General features: G+C 64.2%; 17 protein-coding genes. 12 read left to right on the top strand and 5 right to left on the bottom strand.

Annotated features, from left to right (window positions below; all coding sequences use genetic code 11):
• Window positions 1-48 precede the first annotated feature (48 nt).
• The 8 genes from flgA to ACNAZA_RS19660 all read left to right on the top strand — a co-directional run bounded on the left by flgA (window position 49) and on the right by ACNAZA_RS19660 (window position 9,183).
• Window positions 49-798, top strand: a complete 750-nt coding sequence (gene flgA / locus ACNAZA_RS19695; RefSeq protein WP_120966106.1) for a flagellar basal body P-ring formation chaperone FlgA — start codon at window positions 49-51, stop codon at window positions 796-798.
• A gap of 114 nt (window positions 799-912) precedes the next feature.
• Window positions 913-1,236, top strand: coding sequence for a flagellar biosynthesis anti-sigma factor FlgM (gene flgM / locus ACNAZA_RS19690; RefSeq protein WP_415798210.1), 324 nt, complete (start codon window positions 913-915; stop codon window positions 1,234-1,236).
• 23 nt (window positions 1,237-1,259) lie between these two features.
• Window positions 1,260-1,628: a hypothetical protein gene (locus ACNAZA_RS19685; RefSeq protein WP_120966102.1), complete on the top strand. Its 369-nt coding sequence runs from the start codon at window positions 1,260-1,262 to the stop codon at window positions 1,626-1,628.
• A 936-nt stretch (window positions 1,629-2,564) separates the two neighbouring features.
• Window positions 2,565-3,761 carry an EscU/YscU/HrcU family type III secretion system export apparatus switch protein gene (locus ACNAZA_RS19680; RefSeq protein ID WP_415798208.1) on the top strand — a complete coding sequence of 399 codons (1,197 nt, stop codon included), beginning with the start codon at window positions 2,565-2,567 and terminating at the stop codon, window positions 3,759-3,761.
• A complete protein-coding gene (gene flhA / locus ACNAZA_RS19675; RefSeq protein WP_415798207.1) occupies window positions 3,758-5,860 on the top strand; it encodes a flagellar biosynthesis protein FlhA in 2,103 nt (700 codons plus the stop codon). Before ACNAZA_RS19680 ends, flhA begins: the two co-directional genes overlap by 4 nt.
• Window positions 5,857-7,581, top strand: coding sequence for a flagellar biosynthesis protein FlhF (gene flhF, locus ACNAZA_RS19670; protein ID WP_415798206.1), 1,725 nt, complete (start codon window positions 5,857-5,859; stop codon window positions 7,579-7,581). Before flhA ends, flhF begins: the two co-directional genes overlap by 4 nt.
• Window positions 7,574-8,461 carry a hypothetical protein gene (locus ACNAZA_RS19665; RefSeq protein ID WP_415798205.1) on the top strand — a complete coding sequence of 296 codons (888 nt, stop codon included), beginning with the start codon at window positions 7,574-7,576 and terminating at the stop codon, window positions 8,459-8,461. Before flhF ends, ACNAZA_RS19665 begins: the two co-directional genes overlap by 8 nt.
• Before the next feature lie 5 nt (window positions 8,462-8,466).
• A complete protein-coding gene (locus tag ACNAZA_RS19660) occupies window positions 8,467-9,183 on the top strand; it encodes an RNA polymerase sigma factor FliA (RefSeq protein WP_120966093.1) in 717 nt (238 codons plus the stop codon).
• Window positions 9,184-9,369: 186 nt separating this feature from the next.
• Here ACNAZA_RS19660 and ACNAZA_RS19655 read toward each other — a convergent pair whose 3' ends face one another.
• A complete protein-coding gene (locus ACNAZA_RS19655) occupies window positions 9,370-10,833 on the bottom strand; it encodes an aminotransferase-like domain-containing protein (protein WP_415798204.1) in 1,464 nt (487 codons plus the stop codon).
• 389 nt (window positions 10,834-11,222) lie between these two features.
• On the opposite strand from ACNAZA_RS19655, the gene ACNAZA_RS19650 reads away from it, so the two are divergent.
• On the top strand, window positions 11,223-12,401 hold the full coding sequence (locus ACNAZA_RS19650; protein WP_415798203.1) for an aminotransferase-like domain-containing protein: 1,179 nt from the start codon (window positions 11,223-11,225) through the stop codon (window positions 12,399-12,401).
• A gap of 178 nt (window positions 12,402-12,579) precedes the next feature.
• Window positions 12,580-13,548, top strand: a complete 969-nt coding sequence (locus ACNAZA_RS19645) for a PhzF family phenazine biosynthesis protein (RefSeq protein WP_415798201.1) — start codon at window positions 12,580-12,582, stop codon at window positions 13,546-13,548.
• A 16-nt stretch (window positions 13,549-13,564) separates the two neighbouring features.
• Here ACNAZA_RS19645 and ACNAZA_RS19640 read toward each other — a convergent pair whose 3' ends face one another.
• The 3 genes from ACNAZA_RS19640 to ACNAZA_RS19630 form a co-directional block, all read right to left on the bottom strand.
• Window positions 13,565-14,221 carry an ABC transporter ATP-binding protein gene (locus ACNAZA_RS19640; protein WP_415798200.1) on the bottom strand — a complete coding sequence of 219 codons (657 nt, stop codon included), beginning with the start codon at window positions 14,219-14,221 and terminating at the stop codon, window positions 13,565-13,567.
• A gap of 58 nt (window positions 14,222-14,279) precedes the next feature.
• Window positions 14,280-15,941 (bottom strand): ABC transporter permease, encoded by a 1,662-nt coding sequence (locus ACNAZA_RS19635; RefSeq protein ID WP_415798199.1) that lies wholly within the window; start codon window positions 15,939-15,941, stop codon window positions 14,280-14,282.
• A 205-nt stretch (window positions 15,942-16,146) separates the two neighbouring features.
• Window positions 16,147-17,175 (bottom strand): extracellular solute-binding protein, encoded by a 1,029-nt coding sequence (locus ACNAZA_RS19630; protein WP_415798198.1) that lies wholly within the window; start codon window positions 17,173-17,175, stop codon window positions 16,147-16,149.
• A gap of 290 nt (window positions 17,176-17,465) precedes the next feature.
• Between ACNAZA_RS19630 and ACNAZA_RS19625 the strand changes: the two genes are divergently transcribed.
• Together ACNAZA_RS19625 and ACNAZA_RS19620 are read left to right on the top strand one after the other, a co-directional pair.
• Entirely contained in the window at window positions 17,466-18,140 is a 675-nt protein-coding gene (locus ACNAZA_RS19625; RefSeq protein WP_415798197.1) for a histidine phosphatase family protein, read from the top strand.
• Window positions 18,141-18,294: 154 nt separating this feature from the next.
• Window positions 18,295-19,275: a Bug family tripartite tricarboxylate transporter substrate binding protein gene (locus ACNAZA_RS19620; RefSeq protein ID WP_120966078.1), complete on the top strand. Its 981-nt coding sequence runs from the start codon at window positions 18,295-18,297 to the stop codon at window positions 19,273-19,275.
• Between the two features lie 95 nt (window positions 19,276-19,370).
• On the opposite strand, the gene ACNAZA_RS19615 is transcribed toward ACNAZA_RS19620, so the two are convergent.
• Window positions 19,371-20,246, bottom strand: coding sequence for a creatininase family protein (locus ACNAZA_RS19615; RefSeq protein ID WP_415798244.1), 876 nt, complete (start codon window positions 20,244-20,246; stop codon window positions 19,371-19,373).
• Window positions 20,247-20,353 lie beyond the last annotated feature (107 nt).

Genomic DNA, 20,353 nt, shown 5'->3' with positions numbered 1-20,353 from the left:
GCAGCCAGGATCTGCCGCAGAGTGCGTGCAGATCACCCACTTCACACCATGCTTGTGCCACCTTCCTTGATTGCTTCATCTGCTCTTGCCCTGCGGCGCTGCGCCGTGGTCGGCGTGGCTGCCCTGCTGGCACAGAGCGCATGGGCACAGCAAGACGGCACGAGCCAGCTGCTGCAGATCGGCCAGCGTTTTCTGGACCAGGCCCTGCAGCAGGACACGGACAAGCCCGCCGGCAATATGCCGCTGCGCATGCAGGTGCAGACCGGCCAGCTGGATTCCCGCCTGCGTCTGGCCGCCTGCTCCCGGGTCGAACCCTATCTGCCTGCTGGCAGCCGCCTGTGGGGCCGCACCCGCCTGGGATTGCGCTGCCTGGAAGGCGCTGTGCACTGGAATGTGTTTCTCCCCATCACCGTGCACGCCTACGGCCCGGCCTGGGTGGTGCAAACCGGCATTCCCGCCGGCAAGATGCTGACGGCAGAGGATGCGGTTCAGGCCGAAGTGGACTGGGCCGAAGACAGCGCCCCCGTCTATGCCAATGCCCAGGACTGGGTTGGCCAGGTCGCAGCCCGCACATTGAACGCCGGCCAGGCGCTGCGCCAGAACATGTTGCGCCCGCCCAATCTGTTCACGGCAGGCTCGCCAGTGCAGGTCATGGTCAACGGCGGCGGCTTCACGATTTCCTCCTCCGGCAAGGCCATGTCGGCCGCAGGCCAGGGGCAGCAAGTCAGGGTTCGCATGGATAATGGCCGCCTGGTGACTGGCACCGTCAATGCCAACGGCGTCGTTGTCGTCCAATAGCGCAAACCCGGCTCCATACCCCGAGTCCATGCAAAAAATATCTCAAGTTCTGCGCACATTGGTCGAAACCACGGCTACAACGCCCTACGCCGCCAGGGCGATTGGAGAACCACTATGAAAATAGGAAACAAGCCGGAGCTGCCCCAGACAGGTGCTGCAGCCCAGGCCGCCAAGCAGGCCCCAAAGTCTGCGACCACTGTTGCTGCCGAAGAATCCACCCGGGGTCTGCCAGAGCGCGCCGCCGGTGTGCCCGTGTCTTTCTCCTCCTCGGCCCGCGCCCTGGACAGCCAAAGCCGCGCCAATACCGACTTTGACGCCGATCGCGTCAAGGCCATGCGTGAAGCCATTGCCAACGGCAGCTTCCGCGTCAACGCCGAAGCCGTGGCCAACAAGCTGCTGGCCAATACCGAAGAATTCCTGGTTCACGCCCGCGGCTGAACCTCTGACAAGCAGGCCCTCCCATGACTTTGCAAGAAATGCTCGATTCGCTGGACGCGGTGGTTCAGATGGTGTCGGCGTCCATGCAAGCCCAGGACCCTGCGGCACTGGAGCAATCGAGCACCCGCATGCGCGATGCCATGGTGGCTTTCTCCCAGCTGGTGCGCCGCTTTGGCCCCGACGACTGGACACCCGAGCTGCGCGAGCGCGCCGCCCGCCTGGGCGAAGCTCTGAATCTGCTGCGCGATCAGACCGCCCGCATGAACGTGCTGGCCCAGCGCCGTGCCCAAGCCCTGGTGCCCATGGGCGACGATGCCACCTATGAGCGCAGCCTGGGCAACAAGCCCTCCTCCGGCCAGGGCCGAGCGCGCATTTATCACGCGGCCAGCTGATTTTCTTTGTTGCTTTGAGAGCCTCGCTTTGCGGGGCTTTTTGTTGGCGGCGGTGCGATAGCTTGGATCTGGTTGGCAGATAAATTTTTGATGAAATCAGCCTATATCCCAATACCTGCTTACGGTAGCAGCTATCAAAAACTATTTCTTGATATTGCCCGAGACAGAGGCCGGGTCTCGCCCCGGCAGGCGACCTACTTTCTAGCGCGCTAGAAAGTAGGCAAAGAGCGCTTTCCCTGCTGTCTGGGTCCCTGCGCTTCGCTACGGGCAAACCTGCGGCACACAATCCAGTCTGCGGGGCCGCCCAACTCGCTTTGCGCTGCGCGCGCCGCTCGAACAAACGGCGGCCAATCAGAGCACAAAGCATTGGCACTCTGCGGTGCCAATGCCCGCAGCCTGGACCGCGTACCACAGGCGCAGCCAAAAGGGATGGGAACGGACGGCCTGCGGGATTTGTAACGAAATTGGCCTCTAGCGCTTATTCCCAATGCCCTTGTGCCCACGCCTGTGACGGCAAGTGCTTGGGGCGGGCAGTTGCACCGCAGAGTGCAACTGCATCGTCATCTGACTTGCGGCAACCTGTTTGAACGGAGAGCGAAGCTCGAAGTGAGTTTTGCCGCACCGCCCCAAGCGCTTGACGGCGCAGGTTGCCCCGCAGCGCAGCGAAGGGGTCGGGGGCAGTAGGGTCGCCTTTCTTTTGGGTACTTTTCTTTGGCGAAGCAAAGAAAAGTACCTCGGCAGGCGGGCCGAGACCCGCCCTCTGAAAGCAAATCAGGCATGCGGCCAATGCAAAGCACGATGCAACGCTGTCCTGCGGCTGAAACCGGAAACACCCGCAAGCCAAGCCGCCCATAAACAAGGCCAGCCCCCCTCTTATCCACGCATTGAAAACTCCGGTCCTGCGCAAAATCACGGCACCCTATCCGTCATTGCGCCATGGAATCGAGTCAAGACAAAAACCTGCCGGCTACCGAACGCAAGCTGCAAAAAACGCGTGCGGACGGTCAGGGTGCGCGCTCACGGGATTTGTCGCACCTGGCCATTCTGGGCATGGGCGCACTGCTGATGTTCATGGGTACCCGGCCGCTGATGCAGCATATGCAAGAGGCCATGGCCCGGCAGCTGGTCTTCAATGCGGCCAGCGCCAAGACGCCGGCGCTGATGCTGGAGCGCTTTCAATCCATGCTGGGCCTGGGTTTGACGATTGCCGTGATTTTTGCCGCCGTCACCACCGGTGCCTCGGTGCTGGCCGGTGTGGCCGCAGGCGGCTGGATCTTCAGTCTCAAGCCGATTCAGCCCCAGTTCAACCGCCTCAATCCGCTGTCCGGCCTCAAGAACCTGTTTTCCAAGCAACAGCTGACCAACGTGGTCAAGATGGTGTTCATGACGGCCGTGCTGAGCTTTGTGGCCTGGAAATTCATGAGCGGCCGCATTGCCGAAATTGTGGCCGTCTCCTCTCAGCCCTCGCCCATGGCACTGTCCATGGTGGGCTCCTGGCTGACTTCGGGCACGGCTTTGCTGCTGGTGGTGGTGCTGCTGGTGGCCGTGATCGACGTGCCGCTGCAGGCCGTGCTCTTCAAGTCGCGACTGAAGATGAGCCACGAGGAAGTCAAGCAGGAGCACAAGGAATCCGAAGGCAACCCCCAGATCAAGAGCAAGCTGCGCCAAAAACAGCGCGAGATTGCCGACCGGGCCAGCGTCTCCGCCGTGCCGCGTGCCGATTTTGTGGTGACCAACCCCACCCACTATGCCGTGGCCCTGCGCTATGACGATGCCAGCATGGCCGCGCCCCAGGTGATTGCCAAGGGCACCGACCTGGTGGCCCTGAAGATCCGCGAAGTGGCGGGCGCACACCAGATCCCGGTGCTCGAGTCACCCATGCTGGCGCGGGCGCTGTATGCCCACGCCGATCTGGATCGGGCCATTCCTGCCGCGCTCTACACCGCCGTGGCCCAGGTGCTGGCCTATGTGTATCGCCTGAAGGCCGCGCTGCGCGGCGAAGGCCCGGCGCCCGGCGAACTGGGCGAGCCCGTGGTGCCGGTGGAGCTTGACCCGCTTCACGGCCGCAACACCCCCGAGACAGCGGCCCAGGAACCGACAGCCGCTCAGGCGCCAGAAGGTAAATCCCGATGAATTCCAACCCGCTACAAGCCCTGCCGCAGTGGCTGGGCAGCAATGCCAAGACCTTGCAAGGCCTGACCACGCCGCTGCTGGTGGTGGCCATTCTCGGCCTGATGGTGCTGCCCGTGCCGCCGTGGATGCTGGACACCTTCTTCACCCTGAACATCGCCGTGGCGCTGATGGTGATGATGGTGGCGGCCTACATGATTCGGCCGCTGGACTTTGCCGCCTTTCCTTCGGTGCTGCTGCTGACCACGCTGATGCGTCTGTCGCTGAACGTGGCCTCCACTCGCGTGGTGCTGCTGGAAGGCCATACCGGCCCCGGTGCGGCCGGCGCCGTGATCGAGGCCTTCGGTCACTTTCTGATTGGCGGCAACTTTGCTGTGGGTCTGATCGTGTTTGCGATTCTGGTGGTCATCAACTTTGTGGTGATCACCAAGGGCGCCGAGCGCATTGCCGAAGTTTCGGCCCGCTTCACGCTGGACGCCATGCCCGGCAAGCAGATGGCCGTGGATGCCGACCTGAACGCCGGTCTGATCGACGAAAAAGAAGCCAAGCGCCGCCGCGCCGAAGTCAGCGAGGAAGCGAACTTCTTCGGTTCCATGGATGGCGCCAGCAAGTTTGTGCGTGGCGATGCGATTGCCGGCATCTTGATTCTGGTCATCAACATCATCGGCGGCTTTGCCATCGGCATGGCCCAGCACGGCCTGTCGGCCGGCCAGGCTGCCGACAGCTACATCCTGCTGGCCGTGGGCGATGCGCTGGTGGCGCAGATTCCGGGTCTGCTGATTTCCGTGGCTTCCGCCATGGTGATCTCGCGCGTGGGCAAGGATGCCGACATGGGCCGCCAGATCGTGCAGCAGCTGTTCCTGTCGCCCAAGGTGCTGGGCATCACGGCCGGCATTTTGCTGCTGATCGGCGTGATTCCCGGCATGCCGCATCTGGTGTTTCTGAGCATGGGCGGCCTGATGGCCTGGGGTGCCTGGGCGCTGCACAAAAAGCAGCTGGCCCAGCAGGCAGCAGCCACGGCAGCCCCTACCCCGGCACCACAGAGCGCGCAAAACGACGGCGAAGCCAGCTGGGATGATTTGCAGCCCGTGGACCTGCTGGGGCTGGAGCTGGGCTATCGCCTGATCTCTCTGGTGGACAAGAACCGTCAGGGCGACCTGCTGACCCGCATCAAGGGAGTGCGTCGCAAGTTTGCGCAGGAAGTGGGCTTTCTGCCCCCTGCCGTCCATGTGCGCGACAACCTGGAACTCAAGCCCAGCGCCTACCGCATCACCTTGCGCGGCGTGATGGTGGGCGAGGGCGAAGCCTTCCCCGGCATGTTTCTGGCCATCAACCCCGGCGGCATCACCACGCCGCTGATTGGCACGGCCACCACCGACCCGGCCTTCGGCCTGCCCGCCCACTGGATAGACGAGAGACAAAAGGAAGCGGCACAAATGGCCGGTTTTACCGTCGTTGATTCGGAAACCGTGATGGCCACCCATTTGTCACACTTGATGCAAGTGCAGGCGGCAAAGCTGCTCTCGCGTACCGAGACCCAGCAACTGGTCGAGCATGTGGCCAAGCAGGCTCCCAAACTCATAGAAGAAGTCATCCCGAAAATGGTGCCCATCACAACGTTCCAGAAAGTGCTCCAGCTGCTGCTGGAGGACTCTGTGCACATTCGTGATATCCGCACCATCATCGAAAGCCTGGCCGAAAACGCCAGCACCACCGCCGATCCCGCCGAGCTGGCCCGCCGCGTGCGCATTGCACTGGCACCGGCCATCGTGCAGCAGATCTACGGCCCCACCCGCGAGCTCAACGTGATTGCCATCGAGCCCGGTCTGGAGCGCCTGCTGGTGCAAGCACTATCGAACCCGGCCTCGCCCTCGCTGGACCCGGGCGTGGCCGAGATCCTCACCCAAAAAGCCGTGGACGTCGTCAATCAGCAAGAAGAGCTGGGCCTGCCCGCCTGCCTGCTGGTACCCGACGCCATTCGCAACTCCATCGCCAAGCTGCTGCGCCGTGTGGCGCCACGTCTGCAGGTGCTCTCGCATAGCGAGATTCCCGAGACGCACACCATACGCATAGGCCCGATTCTTAAAGGTGCATCCGCATGAACATCAAACGCTTCTACGCCCCCACCTCGCGCGAGGCTCTGGCCAAGGCGCGCATGGCTTTTGGCGAAGGCACCCTCATTCTGTCCAATCGCCAGACCCCCGAAGGCGTGGAAGTCATGGCCACGGCCGAAGACGATGTGCAGCCCATGGATGCAGGCTCGCCACTGCGCGCCGCCATCGAGCGCCGTGCCATCGACGAGCCTAGAGATTTTCGTAGCAAGCAGCGCTTTACCGACCAGGACTTCGCTCCTGTTTCATCGCAAAAGCCGGCTCCTACCGCCGCATCTGCCACGCCATCTGCCAGCGCAACCACGGCCGCCCCCGCCAAGCCGGCCATGAGCACGCTGGAGCATGTGCTGGCGCGCCAGGCGGCCAAGGAGGCTGCGCCGGAGCAGGCCGCAGCACAGACTTCCGTGCAGGACGATGTGGAACAGCTGTCCATGAGCACACTGTCGTTTCAGGACTATGTGCGCGAGCGCATGCTGCGCCGCCGCCACGAAGCCTCGCTGAGCGCCGACGAGCCTTTGCCCACGTTTGCCCAGCGCACCCGGGCCCAGAACGAGGCCGCGCGCCCCGCGCAGTTTGCAGCCTCCCGGGCCGTCCAGCCCAGCGCGGGCGCCCCGATTGCACGCCACAATCCGCTGCGCTCCGAGCCCATCGTGGTCAAGCCAAGCGCAGCGACAGCTGCCGCGGCCGCCTCGGCCAGCCCGCAGGGTTTGATGCAAGAGATGCAGTCCATGAAGGACTTGCTCGAAGAGCGCTTCAACACCTTGACCTGGCTGGGCCAGACCCGCCAGAACCCGATTCAGTCCAGCCTGATGCACAAGCTCATCTGCGCCGGCTACTCGCCCGTGCTGTCGCGCGCGCTGATCGAAAAGCTGCCCGAAACCCTGTCGGCTGCCGATGCCCTGCGCTGGCTGATGCAGGTGCTGGAGCGCAACCTGCGCACCGATGCTGCCCAGGAAGCTCTGTATGACAGAGGCGGCGTCTACGCGCTGGTGGGCGCTACCGGCGTGGGCAAGACCACGACCACGGCCAAGCTGGCCGCCTTGTGCGCCGCGCGCCACGGCGCCGCCTCCGTGGGCCTGATCACGCTGGACACTTACCGTATCGGCGGCCACGAACAGCTGCGCAGCTATGCACGCATGCTGGGCATGGTGGCCCACCAGGCCCATGACAAGGCCGCCCTGCAAGACCTACTGGGTCTGCTGCAGAACAAGAAAATCGTGCTGATCGACACCACGGGCGTGGCCCCGCGCGATCCGCGCAAGGACGAAATCATCGATGTGCTGGACATTGAAGGCGTTCAGCAGCTGCTGGCCGTCAATGCCGCCGCCCAGGGCGATGCCCAGGATGATGTGATTCGCGCCTTCAAGGCCCGCGGCTCGCAGCATGCCATCCTGACCAAGGTCGACGAAGCCGTGAAGATCGGCCCTTCGGTGGACTCACTGATCCGCCACCAGATGCAGCTGTGCGGCGTGACCAACGGTCAGCGCGTACCCGAAGACTGGGAGCGCGCCAACGCACAGGCTCTGGCTTCGGCCTCCATGCGTGCCACCGCGCCATCGGCCTTCGACCCCGAGGCCCTTGATCTGGATTTCTTCTTTACCCCCGCCGCTCCCCAGACTGCCGAGGCGGCTCCATCCACCGAACCCACGGAAGCGGCCCAAGCAGCCCCAGTGGCGCAATCCACCGAGCTGGCCGAGACCGCCCATGCTTGAGTCTTACTCCCCCCCTCACCAGGGCATGGGTCTGCATCTGCATGGCAGCCCCGGCGATTCGGGCCTGCGCATCATGGCCATGCTGCACCATGCGGCCGCCAGCCAGGCCGAACATTCCCTGCTCTGGCCGCTGTGCGCCCAGCTACAGCGCCTGGGCCAGTCCGTGCTGGTCATCGACGGCAGCCAGAACGAATCGGCACGTACGCCGGGCCTGGCCCAGCTGCTGAGCCAAACCGCCTGGCAAGCCGCCACCGAGCTGCGCAGCATGGCCGAACGCAATACCGAAAGCCGCCGCGTGGCCACCCTGCCCGCCAGGTTGGGCCTGGCCAGACTGCGCCAGTCGGCGCAGGACAACGGCCTGGCGCCGCTGGCCGCCTTGCAGCGCTATGTGCGCGGCTATTCCACCGTGCTGATCTACGCCAGTGCCGAGGCCTTGACCCCGCTGCTGGGCGAGCAAAGCCTGCAGCCGCTGCTGGTGCTGCCGCCCGATACCGAGCACCTGATCGAGAGCTACCGCCAGATCAAACATCTGGCCGTGTTTGCCGATACCCATTGCACCCTGGCCGCGCTGGAAGGCTCGGCCCCGCCCGAAGGCCCGCAGCGCTATGACTGGAGCCGCAAGCAAAGCAGCCACCAAAGCGCCGCACAGGATTCGCAAACTCGCTTACAGCGACTGGATGCGCTGCTACAGTGTTCGCAGCGCCATCTGGGCGATGCACCGGTGCTGTTGCGCATGCGCTGGCGTCAGGTCAGCGATTTGCATCAGCTGACCCTGCATATGCTCAAAACCGCCTGCATATTGCCCATGCATGAGCATGGCCTGCAAGCCGTACCGGGTGCGGACGCCGCTGCGCTGCCCTCGTTAGCCTGGAGTCACTGAAAGCCATGTACACCGCCAAAGGCCAACTCGACCGCGACGCGCTGATTCGTCAGCATGCGCCGCTCGTGCGTCGGATTGCCCTGCACATGATCGCCAAACTGCCGCCCAATGTGGAGCTGGATGATTTGATCCAGGTCGGCATGATCGGGCTGGCTGAAGCGCTGTCGCGCTTCGAGAGCGAGCAAGGCGTGCAATTCGAGACTTTTGCCAGTCAGCGCATACGCGGCTCCATGCTGGACGAGCTGCGCGAGGGCGACTGGATGAGCCGCAGCTCGCGCAAAAGCCAGAAGGATATAGAGCAGGCCATGAACCGGCTGGAGCAGCGTCTGGGCCGCTCGCCGCTGGAGTCCGAAATTGCCGGCGAGCTGGGCATGGACCTGGACGATTACCAGTCCCTGCTGGGCAAGGTGCGCGGCACGCAGCTGGTGTATCTGGAAGACATAGGCGGCGGCGATGATGCGGGCGACGATTACCTCGACCGCCATGTGGCCGATGCCGGTGCCGATCCGTTTTCGCTGCTGCGCGACCAGCGCCTGCGCCTGGCCCTGGTCGATGCCATCAAGGCCCTGCCCGAGCGCGAGCAGCATGTGATGGGCATGTACTACGAGCACGACATGAACCTCAAGGAAATCGCTGCCGTGCTGGGCGTGACCGAATCCCGCGTCTGCCAGCTGCACAGCCAGGCGATTGCGCGCTTGCGGACCAAGATGCGGGCGCATTGAGGGTTCACCCCCTGAGCGGCTTTGCCGCTTCCCCCTCTCTCGCTGCGCGGGAGGGGACGACGCCGGTGCGGCGGGGCGGCCCTTGCACGGCGTCTCTGGCTTGGCTCGTGCCAGTTTTGGCAAAGCTCTCATTCTTCGATCTCAGCCCTTTTATCTATTGCGCAAGTAGCTATCAGTTTTGATAGCTCAAGCGGCGTCCTGCATTTGCTTTACCGCGGTTTCAAACACGCGCCAGAAGGCGGCGTCCTGGGTGGTGGCGAAGTTGATGCGCATGCAGGTATTGGCGCCCCGGCTGGCGTGGAACATGGCACCGGGGGCGATGAGGTAGCCTTCGTCCAGCAGGCGCTGGGCCAGGGTTTCGGTGTCCACGCCAGTGTCCACCCAGCCAAACATGCCGGCGGGCTCGGCCACAAAGCGGCAACCGGCTTGCTGGGCCAGGGCCACGCTGCGGCTGCGGGCCTGGGCCAGGTGCTGGCGCAGACGCTCGGCATGGCGGCGCAACTGGCCTTGCTCCATGCACAAGGCCATGGCCTGCTCCATCAGCGTGGGAGTGGAGAGCGTGGACAGCAGCTTGGTGTCGAGCAGCCGCTCCACCAGCTCGGGCGGAGCCGCCAGATAACCTATGCGCCAGTTGGGCACCAGCACCTTGGCAAAACCGCTGATATAAATGCTGCGCTGCAAACGGTCCAGCGCCGTCACGCGCGGGGCGTGATCGGGGGCGATATGGCAGTAAGTGTCGTCCTCCACCACATAAAAGCCGTGACGCTGCGCCATCTGCAGCACCTCATGGGCGCTGGCGGCACTGAGGCTGTAGCCCGTGGGGTTGTGCAGCACGCTGACGCTGACATAGAGCTTGGGGGCCATGGTCTCGCAATAGCGTTGCATCACGGCCAGATCCGGCCCTTCCGGCCCGCGCGGCACGGGCAGCACGCGCATGCCCATGGCAGCCAGGCGCGCGTATTCCACGGCCCAGCCCGGCTCTTCCACCATCACCGGATCGCCGGGCTGCAGCAGGGCACGGCTGACGATATCCAGAGCCTGGGTCGCCCCCATGGTGGTGATGATTTGCGCCGGTGAGGCCGCAATGCCCAGGCGCTGCATGCGCCGGGCCAGCGCCTCGCGCAAGCTGCTGTCGCCCATAGGCTCGCCATAGCGCACCATGGATTCGCGCAAGCCCTGGCCGCTGCTGACCTTGCGCACGGCAGCGGCCAGAAATCCCACATCCAGCCATTCGGCGGGCAACACGCCCGCGCCGGGCTGGGGCTTGCCGGCCACGCTTTCCACAAACATGCCGCGTATCAGCATGGAGGCATTGATGCGTGCACCGGGCGTCAGGCCCGCAGGCATTTGCGTCGCTGCGGATTTCATAGCTATCTGCGCTTGCCCGTCCTGCAGCAGAGGCAGATTCTGCACAAAATCCCGCACAAAAAATCCGCGCTGCGGCCGCGCCTCCACCAGGCCCTGGGCCTGGAGCAAGTCATAGGCGGCGACCACGGTATAGGCACTGACGTTTTGCTGGCGCGCGCATTCGCGCACCGAAGGCAGACGGGTGCCGGCGGGCAGGAGCCGCATGCGTATGCGCTCGGCCAGACGCTCGGCCAGCTGCTGGGTCAGGGTCAGCGAGCCCTGGCGGGAAAGGGAGGTGGACATAGGAAAAGCAGAAACCGCAACTGTGCCGATTCAAACACCAATACAGCTGGCATCATTGTGGGACTGTCTGTATAGGAACTGTAATGGTCTCAAGCGTATATTGAAGCCATCAACCCTTCTTGGCCGTCCTGTACACAGGGCTTCGGCCACGCGCACCGGCTGCACCGGCCGGTGTGCACAAAAAAGTCGCAATGGCCCACCCGCCCACACAGGCAAACCGGGCGCGACAAAATAAGCCTTATATTGCTGGCGCACAGAGGCCGCAGCCACCGCTGCAGCCCCTGTGGCAAAAGAGCCTGTGGCTCCCGCCAACACATGTCTTACCCGGGCATGAGACCGCACACCAGCCGGCCCCCGCAGGGCTGGCCATCAAAAGATCGAGTACTGTTATGACGACATGGACGCTGGCAGAACGTGCTGCCAAAATGAATTCCTCCGCGATCCGCGAGATCCTGAAGCTGACGGATCGCCCCGGCATCATCAGCATGGCAGGCGGTCTGCCCTCCCCCAAGGCCTTCCCGCTGGACGCGTTCACCGCAGCCTGCCAGTCCGTCATGGAGCGCGATGGCGCCGCAGCCCTGCAATACTCCACCACCGAAGGCTTTGCGCCTTTGCGCCAGGCGATCGCCGACTTTCTGCCCTGGGACGTGAACCCCGAGCAAATTCTGATCACCACCGGCAGCCAGCAGGCGCTGGATCTGATCGGCAAGGTGTTTCTGGACAAGGGCAGCCGCCTGCTGGTGGAAAAGCCTACCTACCTGGGCGCGCTGCAGGCCTTCACCCCCATGGAGCCCGTGGCCGTGGGCGTGGACAGCGATGACGAAGGCATGCTGATCGAAGACTTTGCCCGTCAGGTGGGTAGCGGTGCCGACAAGGCCCGTGTTGCCTATGTGCTGCCCAATTTCCAGAACCCCACCGGCCGCACCATGAGCGAAGCGCGCCGCCAGGCACTGGTGGAAAAGGCCAAGGAACTGAACATCCCCCTGGTGGAAGACAACCCCTACGGCGATCTCTGGTACGAGCAGGAACCGGCCCTGCCGCTGGCTGCGCGCAACCCCGAGGGCGTGATCTACATGGGTTCTTTCTCCAAAGTGCTGGCCCCTGGTCTGCGCATTGGCTTCATCGTGGCTCCGGCCTCGGTCTACGGCAAGCTGACCCAGGCCAAGCAAGCCGCTGATCTGCACACCCCCAGCTTCAACCAGCGCGTGGTGGCCGAGGTGATCAAGGACGGTTTCCTGGACCGCCATGTGCCCACCATCCGCGCCATGTACAAGGTACAGCGCGATGCCATGCTGAACGCTCTGGAGCGCGAAATGGCCGGCCTGGGCGTGAGCTGGACTCGCCCCGTGGGCGGCATGTTCCTGTGGCTGCAACTGCCTGAAGGCATGGACGCCCAGCAACTGCTGGCCGGCGCCGTGGAGCGCGGCATGGCCTTTGTGCCCGGCGCGCCTTTCTATGCGGGCGAGCCACAGAACAACACGCTGCGCCTGTCCTATGTGACGGTGACCGCCGAGCAGATCGACAAGGGCATTGCGGCCCTGGCCGAAGCCATTAAAGCTTATGCATAACTCCCCCTGAGGCGCTACGCGCCTTCCCCCTCTCTCTTAGGGAGGGGGACGACAGCTTCGCCGCGAGGCGGCGGGGCCGCCTAGGCTCTTGCTTGCTGTCTCTGATACCCCGTGGCATGCGCAATGCCTCATCAACCGGCCCTGCGCCGGTTTTGCTTTTTGCCGACAATCCCTGCCCATGTCTGCCCCCGCTCATACCAGTCCCCTCTCTCGCCCCTATATGACCGTGGATGTGTTCACGCAAACCGCCTTGCGTGGCAATCCCGTCGCCGTGGTGCTGGGGGCCAATGGTCTGAGCGATGCGCAAATGCAGGCTTTTGCCTGCTGGACCAATCTGTCCGAAACCACGTTTGTGCTGCAGCCCACGGCCGAAGGCCTGGCCGCCGGGGCCGACTACCAGTTGCGCATCTTCACGCCCGCCGGCGAGCTGGCTTTTGCCGGCCATCCCACGCTGGGTAGCTGCCATGCCTGGCTGGCCCAGGGCGGTGTGCCGCGCAACGCCGATCAGGTGCTGCAGCAATGCAAAAAAGGGCTGGTAGCCATTACCGCCAATGCGCAAGGCGCTCTGTTTTTTGAGGCGCCAAGCCTGGACTCGCGCGAGGTGAGCGAAGCCGAACTCGGCCCGGTGCTGAAGGCCCTGGGGCTGGAGCGCGAGCAGTTGCTGGCGGCCCGCCATCTGTACAACGGCTCGCCCTGGCTGGGCTTGCTGCTGGATCATCCGGACACAGTGCTGGGCGTGGAGCCCGACTTTGCGGCACTGCAACAGCTGGGCGCCAAGGCCGGTCTGGCCGCGCTGTGCGAACCCGAGGAGGAGGCGCCGCTGATTGGCCGCTCCAGCCGCGAGGCCCGTGCCTTTGCCAAACAGCAGGCCGAGGCAGAACAAGCACCTGCAGCCACACTGCAACCGCGACTGGAAGTCAGAGCCTTGATCGGCGAGACCGCCAGCGAAGACCCGGTCACCGGCAGCCTGAACGCCGCGCTGGCCCAGTGGCTGACGGGCGAGGGCTTGCTGCAGACGCCTTATGTCGCCGCCCAGGGCATTTGCGTGGGCCGCGACGGTCAAGTCCATGTGCAGACCGGCGCCAACGGCCAGCTCTGGGTGGGCGGCCACACCCTGACCCTGGTCAGCGGTCAGGTCTTGCTGTAATCCAACGCAAACCGGCTCAAGCGTGGGGCGTCATGGCGCAGATCTGATCGGCCATGGTTTCAGCCTCCTGCGCGTTGTGGGTGACCAGCACGGCCGTCTGCCCGGCCGCGCGCAGAATTTCGCGCACCTCGCGGGTCAGGCGCTCGCGCGTGGTGGCATCCAGATTGGAAAACGGCTCGTCGAGCAGCAACAGGGCCGGCGCTGGCGCCAGCGCTCTGGCAAGTGCAATGCGCTGCTGCTGCCCGCCCGACAGCTCATGCGGGAACTTGCTGCCCGCAGCGGCCAGACCCACCATGTCCAGCATCTGCTGCACGCGCTGGACTCGCTCAGGTTTGGCCATGCGGCGCAGACCAAAGCCCACGTTCTGCGCGGACGTCAGATGGGGAAACAGGCCGTACTCCTGAAACATCATGCCCACATGGCGCTGCTCGGGCGGCAGATGCACCTGGGGGCCTGAGAGCAGTACCTCGCCCAGATGCACGTTGCCGGCGCGCACCGGCTCGAACCCGGCAATGGCGCGCAGCACCGAGGTCTTGCCGCAGCCCGAGGGCCCCAGCAGGCTGGCGATATGACCGGCCGGCACCTGCAGATCAAAGCCCTGCACCACGGTGTGCAGCCCTTTTGGCGTTTCATAGGCCAGATGCAGTTGCGCGATGCGAAGAGAGGCAGTCATTCAAATACTTCAAAATCAATAGCATAAAGCGCATGAAAATCATGGACTTCAGGCATTTTTAATCCAATTCCCGGCGCAGACTCGAAAGTTGGCTGCGGGCCAGCAGGATCACCGGTACCAGGCCGGCCAGCACAATGCCCAGGGCCGCAATCGCCCCTTCCTCATAGGTGCCGCGCGCGGCCTCGGCATACAGCCAGGTGGCCAGGGTGTCAAAGTCTGCCGGGCGCAGCAAGAGGGTGGCCGGCAGCTCCTTCATTGCATCGACAAACACCAGCATGGCGCTGGTGGCAATCGCAGGGCGCAGCAGCGGCAGGTGTACACGGCGCAGCGTGCCCAGACTGGTTTCGCCCAGCAGGCGCGAGGCCTGCTCCAGCGTGGGCGGAATGCGAGACAGCCCGGCCTCAATCCCCCCCACGGGCATGACCAGAAAGCGGATCACGCAGGCAGCGACCAGCACTGTGCCCAGCCCCATCAACGGCAAGCCATCCATGCCGAACAGCTGGGCAAAACCGGCATCCAGCGCCAGCGCGGGCGTCAGCAGGCCGATGGCCAGCACCGTGCCCGGCACGGCATAACCGAGAGCCGCCAGTTGCGCCGGCCAGCGCCTGGGCGCACGGGTGCTGATGCCGCTGCGGGTAGCCCAGGCCACGACCAAGCCAGCGGCCACCGCCAGCACCGTCACGCCCAATGCCAGCCCCAGCGTGTTGTACAGACTGGCCCAGAGCCCGGCCGAGATGCCCGCACCTTGCGACAGGCGCTTGAAGCTTTCCCAGCCCAGATAGGCCGCAGGAGCGGCAAAGCCGATCAGCACCGGCAGACCGGTCGCCAGCGTGGCCAGCCAGGCCCAGCCGCCACGCAGGCGGCGCGGTGCAATCGCGCGCATGCGCTGGGCCGAGCCAAAGCGCTGGCGACTGCGGCCTCTGCGCTCCAGCCAGACCAGGGCCACCACCATCACCAGCATGGAGCAGGCAATCTGGGCCGCCCCCGCCAGATCCGAGCGCGTGATCCAAGTGGTGTACACCGACACGGTCAGCGTGTGCACGCCCAGGAACTCGGAGGCCCCGATGTCGTTGAGCGCCTCCAGCAGCGCCAGACTCAGGCCCACGGCCAGCGCCGGCCGCGCCATGGGCAGGGCCACACGCCAGAAGGCGCCAAAGCGCGTCTCGCCCAGGGTGCGCGCCGCTTCCATCAAGTGAGCCGGCTGGGTCATGAACATGGCCCGCGCCGTCATATACACATAGGGGTAGAGCGTGAAGCCCAGCACAAAGATCGCGCCGCCCATGGAGCGCAGATCGGGCAGGCGCCACTGGCGCGGACTGTCATAGCCCAGCAACCAGCGCAGCGCGCCCTGCACCGGGCCTATGGGGTGCAGCAAATCCAGGTAGGCAAAGGCCACGATATAGGCCGGCATGGCCAGCGGCAGCAGCAGCGCCCATAGCAGAAAACGCCGCCCGGGAAAATCGCAGGCCGTCACCAGCCAAGCACAACCCGTGCCCACCACCAGCACCACCAGGCCCACGCCCGCCAGCAACAAACCCGTGTTCAACGCCGCATCGGGCAGCACATAGCGCAGCAGATGCTGCCAGTGGGCGAAATCCGCCCCTAGCGCCAGCCAGGCCAGCGATGCAATGGGCGCAAGCACCCCCAGCGCAATCAACCAGCTTGCGCCCTGCCACACAGCTCCCACGGGCCGCAGCCCTGAACGAAGAAAAGAAAACATCAACAACTAAATCACGCCAAGACCAAAGCCCAGAAACAGGTATGCCCCATCGAAGGGGCAGCGCAAGGGACACAACGCTTGATCAAGCATGCCCCCAATCAGGGATGTCAAGCAAGGGCCGCCCCGCAGCGATGGCATCGTCCCCCTCCCCTAGCGCAAAGCGCGTAAGAGAGGGGGAAGGCGCAAAGCGCCTCAGGGGTGTTACTTATTTATCAAACCCAACTTTATCCACCAGCGCACTGGCCTGCTTGCGGTGCTTGGCAATCTCGGTCAGCGGCAGCGGGTCGATCTTGATCTCGCCAATGCTCTGGGCCACCACGGGGTCCAGTGCCACGCCCTTGCGCACAGGGTGTTCGTAATTGGCCTGGGCATAGAGGTTTTGCGCAGGCTCGGAGACCAGAAACTCCAGCAGCTTCACGGCGCTGGCGCGGTGGGGCGCATGCTTGGCCACGGAGGCACCGCTGATGTTGACGTGGGTACCGCTCTTGGGGTCGGTGAACGTGGGCTTGACGACCTTGATGGCATCGCCCCACTTGCGGGCGTCCGTGCCTTCCTTGGCGGCCTTCATATGGCCCACGTAATAGGTGTTGGCCAGGCCTACATCGCAGATGCCGCCCAGGATGTCGCGCGCCACATCGCGGTCGCCGCCGGTGGCCTTGCGTGCCAGATTGGCCTTGACACCCTTGAGCCATTGCTCGGTCTTGGCTTCCCCGTCATGGGCAATCATGGCCGCGATCAGAGCCGTGTTGTAGGGGTGCTGACCGGCGCGCGAGCAGACTTTGCCCTTGAACTTGGGGCTGGCCAGGTCTTCATAGCGGAAAGCGCCGATCTTCAGGTCTTTTTCCGCATACAGCACGCGGGCACGCATGGACAGCGAGAACCACTGGCCGCCGGCATCGCGCAGCTGGGCGGGAATGGCCGATTCCAGCGTCGCAGACTTGACCGGCTGGGTCACGCCGCCATCGACCAGATCCAGCAGATTGCCGATATCCACCGTCATCAGCACGTCAGCGGGAGAGCGCTCGCCCTCGGCCTTGACGCGCTCCAGCAGACCGTCCTTCACGAACACGGTTTTCACGCCGATCTGGGTCTGGGCCGTGAAAGCGGCCAGCAGCGGCTGAATCAGCGCCGGTTCACGCGTGGTGTAGAGCGTGATGTCCTCGGCATGAGCGGACAGCGCGGGGGCGCACAGGCTGGCAACGGCGGCCAGTGCAAACAGGGGACGTCGAAACATGGAAGGCTCCAGAAGATGAAAGCAGCAGACACAAAAAAACACGCTCCGCTTCAGAACCCACAAGCCTCCTGCAACTTAATGCAAGAGACCGAAGAACCAGTACCGAAAGCGGAGCGTGTTTTTATGTTTTTGAGAATCGCTCGCATCCATCTTAACCGAGCGGCAAACACCGCCCGCACGCCAATCCAGATGAGAGTTGCGGAAATGCGAACCTGCGCGCTGTCGCCCAAGCGCCAGCTGGTCGCCCGCATGACAGCGCGGCCCGGCGGCGGCACAACACAATCCGCCCCATGGGAACCCTCTATCTTGTGCGCCACGGCCAGGCCTCGTTTGGTGCGGACGACTACGATCAGCTCAGTGAGCGCGGGCGCGCCCAATCCGTGCGCCTGGGCCAGTACTGGCGCGAACGAGGGCAGAAATTCGACGCGGTCTATACCGGCACGCTCAAGCGCCACCAGCAGACGTTGCATGGCATCGTCCAGGGTCTGGGCGGCCTGGATCTGCCCGTGCAAGCAGCCTCGGGGCTCAACGAATACGACAGCGACGCCCTGCTGCACGCCATTCACCCCGCTCCCTTGCCCAAGGCTGATACGCCCGAACTGTACCGCCAGCACTTTCGCCTGCTCTGCGATGCGCTGGCCCAGTGGATGGGCGGCACCATCAGCCCGCAAGGCATGCCGGACTGGAATGGGTTCGCCGACGGCGTGCACGCCGTTCTGGAGCAAATCCGCCACCAGCATGCCGGCCGCAATGTGTTGCTGGTCAGCAGCGGCGGCCCCATATCCACGGCCGTAGGCCAGGTGCTGGGCACCTCGCCCGAGGTGACGATTGCCCTCAATATGCGGCTGCGCAATAGCGCGGTGACGGAGTTCAGCATCAGCCCCAAGCGCCTGATGCTGCAGACCTTCAACACGCTCAACCACCTCGATACCGAGGAGCACCGCAGCTGGGTAACCAGCGCCTGAGCCGCCAGCCTGAGATGGTGCGCATGCAGGCGTAAGTGCGCTTTTACTCAGCTATTACCGGCGGGCATAGCTGACAGAACAGCGACGCACTATGGGAGAAGAGCGACTCCAGCGACACTGTGGCGTATCAAATTTTGAGACTGCCGAGACCAGCATGCAAAGACGTACTTTTACCCAAACCCTGATCAGTACCGCTGCGGGGGCAGCTTTGCTGGCAGGTTTTGCCGCCCACGCCCAGGGGCTGTCCAACCGCCCCATACGCATCGTCGTGCCTTTTGGCGCCGGTGGCGTGGCCGATGTGACGGCCCGCGTGGTGGCCCAGCAGCTGTCCACCCAGCTGGGCCAGCCCGTGGTCATCGACAACAAGCCCAGCGCCGGCGGCATTGTGGCGGCCGATACCGTGGCCAAGTCCGCTCCGGACGGCCACACGCTGTTTCTCATGTCCAACGGTAGCGCCGTGACGGTCAATCTGTTCAGCAATCTGCCCTTCGACATGGTCAAGGACCTGACCCCGATTTCCACCCTGGGCTACTTCGACATTGGCGTGATCACCGATGCCCAATCGCCGTTCAAGAACCTGGGCGAGCTGGTCAGCTACGCCAAGACCCATCCCGGCAAGCTCAATCTGGGCAGCATCAATGTGGGCAGTACCCAGCATCTGGCGGCCGAGCTGTTCAAGACCACGGCCGGTATCGATGTGCAGATCGTGCCCTTCAACGGTACGCCGGCCGTGGTGACGGCTCTACGCGGCAAGCAGATCGATGCGGCCGTGGAAATTCTCACGCCCATCATGGGCCAGATCAATGCCAAGGCCGTGAACCTGCTGGCCGTAACGGGCGATAAGCGCTCGCCCCTGCTGCCCAAGGTGCCCACGGCCCAGGAATCCGGCGTGAAAGGCTTTGTGGCCTCCTCCTGGAATGCTCTGGCAGCCCCCAGCAAGACTCCGGCCGAGGTGATTGCCCGCCTGAACAAGGAAATCAACGCCGCCGTCAACCACCCCGAGGTCACCAAGAAGCTGCGCGATCTGAACGTGCAAGCCCAGGCCAGCACGCCCGAGCAGACCGCAAAGCTGCTGCAGTCGGAAATCAAGCGCTGGGGCGATGTGATCACGGCGGCCAAAATTCCGAAGCAGTAAGTATTTTTCAGGAGCAGCTAGCGACTGGAAACAGGAGCTTTTAATGCAAAACAGCCTGTAAACACAGGCTGTTTTTACGTGAGCCGCTCCTGAATTTAAAGCGGCTGCGGTTTGTTCTGCACCGTACTCAGGGGCAAATCATGAATTTCGCCCAGCAGCCTGACCAGGCCCTCGGCCGATGAGGCAAGCATGGCCGCACCGCGCTCTGCCGTTGCAGCAGCGGAGTTGCCTACGGCTCCGGCGGGGTTGTAGTCCTCGATCGCCCAGCCCAGCTTGGCGCTGCGACCATTGCCGATGAAGTGGTATTTGCCGGCGCGCACTTCGGACGTGGAAGCAAAGTTCTGCGCCCGCTCCATATGCACGGTCTCGGGCGCCAGATGCAGCATCATCGATGTTTCCACCTCGCCGCCATGGATTCCAAAGCGGTGTTCATGGGCGCAGAACTGCTGATTGGCCGCATCGTCCACCAGACCGAACCAGCTAGCGCTATAGACCAACAGCCCATGCTGCATGCGCAACTCGCGGGCCAGGATGTCCATCACGCTGACCTGGCCGCCATGGCCGTTGAGCAGCAACAGCTTTTTAATGCCGGAGCGTGCCACGCAGGCGCCCAGCTCGGACCACAACGCAATCAGCGTGGCAGGCGAGAGCGTCAGCGTGCCGGCATAGCTGGTGTGCTCCACCGACAGGCCTATGTTTTGCGGCGGCAAAAAAAGCACCGGCAGATCGGCGGGCAGCAGCGGCAGGGCTGCGGCCATCACGCCTTCGATCAGCTTGGCATCCACATTGAGCGGCAGATGCGGCCCGTGCTGCTCCACCGCGCCCACGGGCAGCACGGCCACGGTGCTGGCAGCCAGGCCGCTGGTCTGGGCCTGGGCAAAGTCATGGGCCGAGACCTCGGCCCAGAAGCGTGAAGGCCAGAAGGACTGGGGCGTACTAGAAGACGCAGAAGAAGCGGCAGATGCATTCATGCCGCCATCGTAGCGGCCCACGGCCTGGGTGTCGGCACAGGCGTTGCCGTCCGTACCGCCTGGCCCCAGAATCAGCCCATGCCCNCCCCCNCCAAACCCACCCCCAA

The sequence above is a fragment of the Comamonas aquatilis genome, assembly GCF_965139575.1.
Taxonomy (GTDB): domain Bacteria; phylum Pseudomonadota; class Gammaproteobacteria; order Burkholderiales; family Burkholderiaceae_C; genus Comamonas; species Comamonas aquatilis.
Note: the sequence above shows the minus strand (reverse complement) of the source record. Positions and strands in the feature narration are given on the sequence as shown.

What these genes read in the sequence shown, in the direction of transcription:
- flgA (WP_120966106.1), top strand. Translation starts at nt 49, where the DNA reads ATGCTTGTGCCACCTTCCTTGATTGCTTCATCTGCTCTTGCCCTGCGG.
- flgM (WP_415798210.1), top strand. Translation starts at nt 913, where the DNA reads ATGAAAATAGGAAACAAGCCGGAGCTGCCCCAGACAGGTGCTGCAGCC.
- ACNAZA_RS19685 (WP_120966102.1), top strand. Translation starts at nt 1,260, where the DNA reads ATGACTTTGCAAGAAATGCTCGATTCGCTGGACGCGGTGGTTCAGATG.
- ACNAZA_RS19680 (WP_415798208.1), top strand. Translation starts at nt 2,565, where the DNA reads ATGGAATCGAGTCAAGACAAAAACCTGCCGGCTACCGAACGCAAGCTG.
- flhA (WP_415798207.1), top strand. Translation starts at nt 3,758, where the DNA reads ATGAATTCCAACCCGCTACAAGCCCTGCCGCAGTGGCTGGGCAGCAAT.
- flhF (WP_415798206.1), top strand. Translation starts at nt 5,857, where the DNA reads ATGAACATCAAACGCTTCTACGCCCCCACCTCGCGCGAGGCTCTGGCC.
- ACNAZA_RS19665 (WP_415798205.1), top strand. Translation starts at nt 7,574, where the DNA reads ATGCTTGAGTCTTACTCCCCCCCTCACCAGGGCATGGGTCTGCATCTG.
- ACNAZA_RS19660 (WP_120966093.1), top strand. Translation starts at nt 8,467, where the DNA reads ATGTACACCGCCAAAGGCCAACTCGACCGCGACGCGCTGATTCGTCAG.
- ACNAZA_RS19655 (WP_415798204.1), bottom strand. Translation starts at nt 10,833, where the DNA reads ATGTCCACCTCCCTTTCCCGCCAGGGCTCGCTGACCCTGACCCAGCAG.
- ACNAZA_RS19650 (WP_415798203.1), top strand. Translation starts at nt 11,223, where the DNA reads ATGACGACATGGACGCTGGCAGAACGTGCTGCCAAAATGAATTCCTCC.
- ACNAZA_RS19645 (WP_415798201.1), top strand. Translation starts at nt 12,580, where the DNA reads ATGTCTGCCCCCGCTCATACCAGTCCCCTCTCTCGCCCCTATATGACC.
- ACNAZA_RS19640 (WP_415798200.1), bottom strand. Translation starts at nt 14,221, where the DNA reads ATGACTGCCTCTCTTCGCATCGCGCAACTGCATCTGGCCTATGAAACG.
- ACNAZA_RS19635 (WP_415798199.1), bottom strand. Translation starts at nt 15,941, where the DNA reads ATGTTTTCTTTTCTTCGTTCAGGGCTGCGGCCCGTGGGAGCTGTGTGG.
- ACNAZA_RS19630 (WP_415798198.1), bottom strand. Translation starts at nt 17,175, where the DNA reads ATGTTTCGACGTCCCCTGTTTGCACTGGCCGCCGTTGCCAGCCTGTGC.
- ACNAZA_RS19625 (WP_415798197.1), top strand. Translation starts at nt 17,466, where the DNA reads ATGGGAACCCTCTATCTTGTGCGCCACGGCCAGGCCTCGTTTGGTGCG.
- ACNAZA_RS19620 (WP_120966078.1), top strand. Translation starts at nt 18,295, where the DNA reads ATGCAAAGACGTACTTTTACCCAAACCCTGATCAGTACCGCTGCGGGG.
- ACNAZA_RS19615 (WP_415798244.1), bottom strand. Translation starts at nt 20,246, where the DNA reads ATGAATGCATCTGCCGCTTCTTCTGCGTCTTCTAGTACGCCCCAGTCC.